Raw genomic sequence first — 6863 nt, 5'->3', positions numbered from 1 at the left:
TGCCCCCGCTTCGCGGGGGAGGGGGAGAACTGCAGCAACAACAGAAACTTAAGCCTTGCGAGCTGAGGTCGATTCGAGCAGGATGCGGGGTACTCTGCTGCCTCTGCTCCCTCTGCGTGAGAAAGCAGTTCTGCTTACTTGATGGGTTACTGGGAGGGTACTTGCTGGGTTACTTGCTAGGTTACTTACTGGGTTGGTTGGTGGGTTACTTGGTGGGTTGGTTGGGGGGTTACTTGGTGGGTTGGTTGGTGGGTTACTTGGTTGGTGGGTTGGTTGGTGCAGCGTCGGTGCACGAAAGCGAGCCGGGGCGCGGGCTGGGGTACTCTGTGCCCTCTGCGGCTCTGCGTGAGAAATTGCAGTTGATTTTCCAGACTGGTTGATGAGCGGCACTCAAGTTGACACCCTTGTTCGCGCTCCGTAGTCTCCCGAACGCTGTTCGGCCGAACTCCGAGCGAAATACCGAGGATCAACCCAACCCGAGGGCGTATGCGAATCCGAAAGATCGGCGTGGTGGGCGCGGGGACGATGGGCGCGGGGATCGCGGCGTTGGCGGCCTCGGCGGGGGTGCCCGTGCGGCTGCTGGACATCCCGGGCGAGGACGGCGACCGCGGCGGGCCCGCCCGCAAGGGGCTGGAGCGCATCGCCAAGAGCAAGCCCGCGGCGTTCATGGACCCCGACCGCGCGCGGCTCATCCAGACGGGCAACACCGAGGACGACCTGGAGTCCTTGGCCGACTGCGACTGGGTGGTCGAGGCCATCATCGAGCAGCCCGGCCCCAAGCAGGCCCTCTACGCGCGCCTGGAAAAAATCCTCCCCGAGCACGCCCTCGTCACGACCAACACGTCCGGCATCCCCATGTCGGTGCTGACGCAGGGGCGATCGGAATCCTTCCGCAAACGGTTCCTGGGCACGCACTTCTTCAACCCGCCGCGCTACCTGCGGCTGCTGGAGATCATCCCCACGCCCGAGACGTCGCCCCAGGCGCTGGCCGCGCTCACGGAGTTCGGCGAGCGGATGATGGGCAAGGGCGTCGTGCTCGCCAAGGACGTCCCAGGGTTCATCGCCAACCGCATCGGCGTGTTCGGCAGCGTGCAGACCATGCGGCTGATGGAGCAGCACGACCTGACCATCGACGAGGTCGATTTCATCAACGGCCCCCTCACCGGCCGGCCCAAGAGCGCCACCTTTCGCACGGCGGACCTGAGCGGCCTGGACATCCTCAAGCACGTGCGCGGCGGCCTGGCCGAGGCGACGGGCGAGGACTTCACCATGCCCCAGTGGGCGCTGGACCTGGTGGACCAGGGCCGGCTGGGCGAAAAGACGGGCGCGGGGTTCTACAGCAAGCAGGGCAAGCAGATCCAGACGCTGGACTGGAAGACGGGCGAGTACCGGCCGCAGGAGAAGCCCGAGATCCCCGGCGTGGCCGAGTTCGCGAAGAAGCCGCTGCCGGAACGCATCCGCGGCGTGCTGCAGCTGCCCGGCAAGTACGGCGCGTTCGCACGCGCGCAGTTTGCCCGCGCGTGGCACTACGCGCTGGAAAAGGCGCCCGAGCTGGCGTACGACATCGTGGCCGTGGACCGCGCGCTGGAGTGGGGCTTCGCGTTCGAGGCAGGCCCGTTCAAGCAGATGGACGCCGTGGGCCTGGACCTCGTCCGGCAGACGCTGCGCGACGAGGGGCTGGACGAGCCGGCGCTGCTGCAGAAGGCCGGCGAGGGCTTCTACTCCGAGGACGGGCGCACGTACCTCGCCTTTGACGGCACGCGGCAGACGCTGCCGGAGCCGGCGGGCGTCGTGACGCTGGGCGCCATCCGCCGCGCGGGCGGCGTGCTGGAGGAGAACGCCGAGGCCGCGCTGCTCGACCTGGGCGACGGCGTGGCCCTGCTGGAGTTCCGAAGCAAGATGGGCACGCTGGGCGAGGGCGTGCTGCGGATGGTGCACACGGCCATCGAGCGCATTGACCGCGAGGGGCGCGCGGGGCTGGTCATCAGCCACGAGGACCCGCGGGCGTTCAGCGCGGGCGCCAACCTGGTCGCCACGCTGGGCGCGGCGCGCGAGGGGCGCTGGGACGAACTGGACCAGAACGTCCGCGTTTTCCAGGAGACGACGACGGGGCTGCGCAAGGCGCCCTTTCCCGTCGTCGTGGCGCCGTTCGGGCTCACGCTGGGCGGCGGCGCGGAGATCACCCTGCACGCGGACCGCGTCCAGGCGCACGCGGAAACGTACATCGGCCTGGTGGAGACGGGCGTGGGCCTGCTGCCGGGCGGCGGCGGCACCAAGGAGCTGCTCTTTCGCTTCACCAGCGAGCTGCAGCAGTACGAGGAGGCGGACCTGTTCGAGGCCGTGCGCCGCGCGTTCGGGATGATCGCCATGGCCACGACGTCCACGAGCGGGCTGGAGGCGAAAAAGCTGGGCTTTTTGCGCGAGGCGGACCGCATCAGCATGAACCGCGACCACCTGATCGGCGATGCAAAGCTGCGCGTGCTGGACCTGGCCCCCGGCTACGCGCCGCCCCCGCCGCGGGTGATCCAGGCGCTGGGCGACCGCGCCATGGGCAACCTGCGCTACGGCGTGTGGAGCCTGCACGAGGCCGGGCAGATCAGCGAGCACGAGGTGATGATCGCCACGGAGATCGCCCGCGTGCTGTGCGGCGGCGAGGGCGCCCCGCGCCAGGTGACGGAGCAGGACGTGCTGGACCTGGAGCGCGAGGGCTTCCTTCGTCTCCTCGGCACGCAGAAGACGCAGGAGCGGATCGAGTACACGCTCAAGACGGGCAAGACGCTGAGGAACTGAGGAAGAAGAAAGTACCAAGTGACAAGTACCAAGTGACAAGTACCAAGTGCCAAGTAACTGATGTTGTTTCACTTGGCACTTGGTACTCGGCACTTGGCACTCCTGACCATGCGATTGCTCGCTCCCTGAACCGCACCCGAACAGGCAGGATATCCATATGCACGAGGCAGTCATCGTGAGCGCCGTCCGCAGCGGCGTGGCAAAGGGCAAGGCCGACGGCTCGCTGGCCAACGTTCACCCGGTGGACCTGGCGGCGGACGTCATCAAGGGCGCCGTGGAGCAGGCGGGCGTCCAGCCGAAGGACGTCTGCGACGTCATGCTGGGCTGCGCGTCCCCCGAGGGCGCGCAGGGGGCCAACGTGGCCCGCCTGGCCGTGCTGCGGGCCGGCTTTCCCTACGAGGTGGCCGGCACGACCGTCAACCGCTTCTGCTCGTCCGGGCTGCAGACCATCGCCATGGCGGCCGCGTCGATCATGACGGGGATGGCGGATACCGTGGTGGCCGGCGGCATCGAGATGATGAGCCGCATCCCCATGGGCGGCCACCACAAGGAGCTGCATCCCGAGATGACGGAGGCGTACATCGGGATGGGCTTTACGGCCGAGAACGTGGCCGAGCGCTGGGGCGTGAACCGCGAGGACCAGGACGCTTGGGCGCTGCGCAGCCACCAGCGCGCGGCGGCCGCCATCGCCGAGGGGCGCTTCGACGACGAGATCGTGCCCGTGCGCACGGACGGCGGCGAGTTTCGCCGCGACGAGCTCGTGCGGCCCGACACGTCGCTGGAAAAGCTTTCCACCCTGCGCCCGGCCTTCAAGACCAAGGGCACCGTCACGGCCGGCAACGCGTCGCCGTACAGCGACGGCGCCGGCGCGGTGGTGCTCACGAGCCGCGAAAAGGCGCAGGCGCTGGGACTGCCCATCCTGGCGCGCTTCGTGGGCTACGGCACGTCGGGGGTGGACCCGGCCATCATGGGCATCGCGCCCGCGTACGCCGTGCCCAACGCGTTCAAGCGCACGGGCACGTCCATGGCCGACATGGACCTGATCGAGTTCAACGAGGCGTTCGCGGCGCAGGTGCTGGCCGTGATGCGCGAGATCGACATGCCGGAGGAAAAGACCAACGTCAACGGCGGCGCTATCGCCCTGGGGCACCCGCTGGGCGCCACGGGCGCCAAGCTGGGCGCCCAGCTCATCCACGAGTTGCGCCGCCGCGGTGGCGGCATGGGCCTGGTGACCATGTGCGTGGGCGGCGGCATGGGCGCGGCCGGCATCTTCGAGGTATACGGCGCGTAACGGCAGCGTCTGATGGAGGATGCGAAGGGCGCGGAGGCCAGGTCTCCGCGCCCTTCGTTCGCTTCACGCGCGGTTCTCTCCGAGTTTCACGCTCCGCGTCTGCCATCTCGCTGTGTGGCAGGCCTCGCGCGAGCGCCCCCTCCGGGCTCGCGGAGCTCGCCCACCTCCCCCAAAAAACCTTGGGGGAGGTTGAGCTGCTTTCATCCGGCGCATCCGATGAGGAAACCCCTGGCCAATCACCGCGCCGCGAACGCGTCATCCTGAGGAGCCGCCGCGCAGAACCGGATTCGCGCAGGGTCCATGGCGGCGACGAAGGATCTTGCCCGCGAAGCGACAAGCCGGCTTGGGTGCAGGGACTCGGCCTGTCGACACGCACGCAAGATCCTTCAGTCGCGCCAAAGTCCTGCGCGCGTTCACGTTATGCGCGGCGCTCCCTCAGGATGACATCGGCCTTCATCAACCCGCCTCACCAGGGGAGCGGGCCCTCCTCCTTGAAGAAGCCGCCGGTGGGGCCGTCGGGGCCCAGCGTGGCGTACCGCGCGACCGTGGCGGCCGCCTGTTCCGCGGTGAGGTAGCCGCTGTGGCCGTTCATGTCCGTGGCCGTGAAGCCGGGGTCCACGGCGTTCACGCGGAATCCCTCGTCCGCGAGCTCCTTCGCCAGGACGACCGTGAACGCGTTCAGCGCCGTCTTGGACGAGCTGTAGGCGAACGCGTTCACGGAGCCGAACACCCACGCCGGGTCCGCATACGACGCCAGCGAAGCCAGCTCGCTGGAGACGTTCACGATCACCTTGCCGCTCCCGGCGCGCAGCAGCGGCAGCAGCGCCTGCGTGACGGACACCGGACCCACGAGGTTCACCTCGTACGTGGCGCGCAGGGCGTCCAGATCCGCCTGCCACGCCGGCGCCATCTCCAGCGCTACGCCCGCGTTGTTGACGAGCACGTCCAGCCGCCCCGCCTCGGCCTCGATGCGCTCGGCGGCCTGCCGCAGCGTCTGGGGCCGGGTCACGTCCAGCTCCACGAAGCGCACGTCGGCGCCTCCGCGGCCAGCTCGTCGGCCGCCGCCTGGCCGCGCGCGGCATCGCGGGCGCCCAGGTAGACGACGTATCCGTCGGACGCCAGCCGGCGCGCCGTTTCCCTGCCGATTCCCTTGTTCGCGCCGGTCACCAGCGCGATCTTCTGTCCGTTATCCGGCATCGGTCGGTCCTCAATTTCCGGGTCCGGAGCGATCCGCTCCCGCCCACCCCCGCACTGGTGTGAGATGGACGCGAAAACGGTAACCAAATGCCGCGGACCCGTGGAAGAAGGCACTTCGAGGATACCGCATGGCCTGATTCCCGGGGAGTGCCGGGCCGTGGCGGACGTGCTGGCGCGCGTGGGCGAGCGGTGGACGATGGTCATCGTCCACCAGCTGGGCCACGGCAGCATGCGCTTCAACGAGCTGCGGCGCGAGATTCCCGGCATCACGCAAAAGGTGCTTACGTCCACGCTGCGCACGCTGGAGCGCGACGGCTTCGTCCTGCGCACCGTCACGCACACGGTGCCGCCGCGGGTGGACTACGAGCTCACGCCGCTGGGTCGCGACCTGCTCGTCCCCGTCAACGCGCTGGCCGACTGGGCCGCCCACAACCTGCAGCGGCTCCTGGCAGCGCGGGGGCAGGTCGAAGCGCCGGCGGACGAGGCCCAGGCGCAGCCGGACGGTGGGCGCGAGGCCGCCTGATGGCCACGGCGGCGGCGCCGTTCGAGATCGACGTCCAGGTGCAGGCGGAGGACGTGGACGGGATGGGGCACGTGAACAACATCGTCTACGTGCGGTGGATCCAGGAAGTCGCGCTGGCGCACTGGTTTGCCCACGCGCCGGCGGATGCGCGGGACTTCATGACGTGGGTGGTGCTGCGCCACGAGATCGACTACCTGCGCCCCGCGCGCCCCGGCGACGCCCTCCGCGCCCGCACCTGGATCGGCGAGGGGCAGTCGCTGCGCTACGAACGGTTCACGGAGATCGCCCGCGCCGACGGCACCGTGCTGGCCCGCGCCCGCAGCGTCTGGTGCCCTGTCGACACGACAACCGGCCGTCCCAGGCGCGTTCCGCCCGAGGTGCGCGAAGCATTCTCCCGCGCCTGAACGGCAGAAACGCGGCGAGGAGATCCGCTGCCGCGCTTTCGTCCATCACCGGAGCACTCGCCGCAACTGCATCCTCACACGGGGCCTGCGGCCAACGGAGTCAACGGTTTTGATTTGGGACCGTTCTCTTCGCTGGCCCCAGGCGCCATGTGCAGGCCGTGCTGAAGCAGGTGCCGACCGTGTTTCGAAATCTCCGGGTAGGAGGGTCCCCGCGCGCCCGTCGCTTGCATGGGCGGGGGCGGCATCAGATACTCACGCGTCATCTCTCCGAACGGACCGCAGCAGACCGACGAGCATGCATCCTGGATATCCCGCCGCGCGCGCCGTGGCGCTCACGGTGGTGGAGCACCTGGCGACGCACCTGGCCATGGCGCAGGCGGCCGGCGTGGCCAACCTGGCGCCGCACCCGGACGTAAAGACCACACAGAAGATCATCGACGTGGCGTTCTGGGCCAGCCTGCAGCGCGAGGAGGGCCGCTCGCCGCGCATCTCGCTGGCGTACGTGCCGCCGGAGGCCGCGGGGCACGCCATGGTCTTCGACCGGCCGTTCTCGCTCAACGCCAAGGACCTGGGCAAGCTGTCGCCGGCCGTGGAGCGCCCGGGTATTCACCTGGGCGTGTGGCCGCACCGGGGCGAGCTGCGGGTGTGGGGCACGGGG

The 6863-nt window shown here is 69.3% G+C and carries 5 protein-coding genes and 1 pseudogene; 5 read left to right on the top strand and 1 reads right to left on the bottom strand.

What is annotated here, in order from left to right; translation table 11 throughout:
* Window positions 1–486 precede the first annotated feature (486 nt).
* Together VFZ20_RS31560 and VFZ20_RS31555 are read left to right on the top strand one after the other, a co-directional pair.
* Window positions 487–2790, top strand: coding sequence for a 3-hydroxyacyl-CoA dehydrogenase/enoyl-CoA hydratase family protein (locus tag VFZ20_RS31560; protein ID WP_329687958.1), 2304 nt, complete (start codon window positions 487–489; stop codon window positions 2788–2790).
* A gap of 157 nt (window positions 2791–2947) precedes the next feature.
* Window positions 2948–4081, top strand: coding sequence for a thiolase family protein (locus VFZ20_RS31555; protein ID WP_329687957.1), 1134 nt, complete (start codon window positions 2948–2950; stop codon window positions 4079–4081).
* A 466-nt stretch (window positions 4082–4547) separates the two neighbouring features.
* Here VFZ20_RS31555 and VFZ20_RS31550 read toward each other — a convergent pair.
* Window positions 4548–5278 (bottom strand): annotated as a pseudogene (locus VFZ20_RS31550) (SDR family oxidoreductase).
* A 157-nt stretch (window positions 5279–5435) separates the two neighbouring features.
* Between VFZ20_RS31550 and VFZ20_RS31545 the strand changes: the two are divergent.
* The 3 genes from VFZ20_RS31545 to VFZ20_RS31535 all read left to right on the top strand — a co-directional run.
* Window positions 5436–5801 carry a helix-turn-helix domain-containing protein gene (locus tag VFZ20_RS31545; RefSeq protein WP_329687956.1) on the top strand — a complete coding sequence of 122 codons (366 nt, stop codon included), beginning with the start codon at window positions 5436–5438 and terminating at the stop codon, window positions 5799–5801.
* Window positions 5801–6205, top strand: coding sequence for a thioesterase family protein (locus VFZ20_RS31540; RefSeq protein ID WP_329687955.1), 405 nt, complete (start codon window positions 5801–5803; stop codon window positions 6203–6205). Before VFZ20_RS31545 ends, VFZ20_RS31540 begins: the two co-directional genes overlap by 1 nt.
* A 295-nt stretch (window positions 6206–6500) precedes the next feature.
* Window positions 6501–6863, top strand: a 363-nt coding sequence (locus VFZ20_RS31535; RefSeq protein ID WP_329687954.1) for a putative sensor domain DACNV-containing protein, incomplete at its 3' end; no start/stop codon positions are given.

Source organism: Longimicrobium sp. (assembly GCF_036280135.1).
In the GTDB taxonomy this organism is placed as follows: Bacteria; Gemmatimonadota; Gemmatimonadetes; order Longimicrobiales; family Longimicrobiaceae; genus Longimicrobium.
Note: the sequence above shows the minus strand (reverse complement) of the source record. Positions and strands in the feature narration are given on the sequence as shown.

Coding starts and splice junctions, on each gene's coding strand:
- VFZ20_RS31560 (WP_329687958.1), top strand. CDS start 487: ATGCGAATCCGAAAGATCGGCGTGGTGGGCGCGGGGACGATGGGCGCG.
- VFZ20_RS31555 (WP_329687957.1), top strand. CDS start 2,948: ATGCACGAGGCAGTCATCGTGAGCGCCGTCCGCAGCGGCGTGGCAAAG.
- VFZ20_RS31540 (WP_329687955.1), top strand. CDS start 5,801: ATGGCCACGGCGGCGGCGCCGTTCGAGATCGACGTCCAGGTGCAGGCG.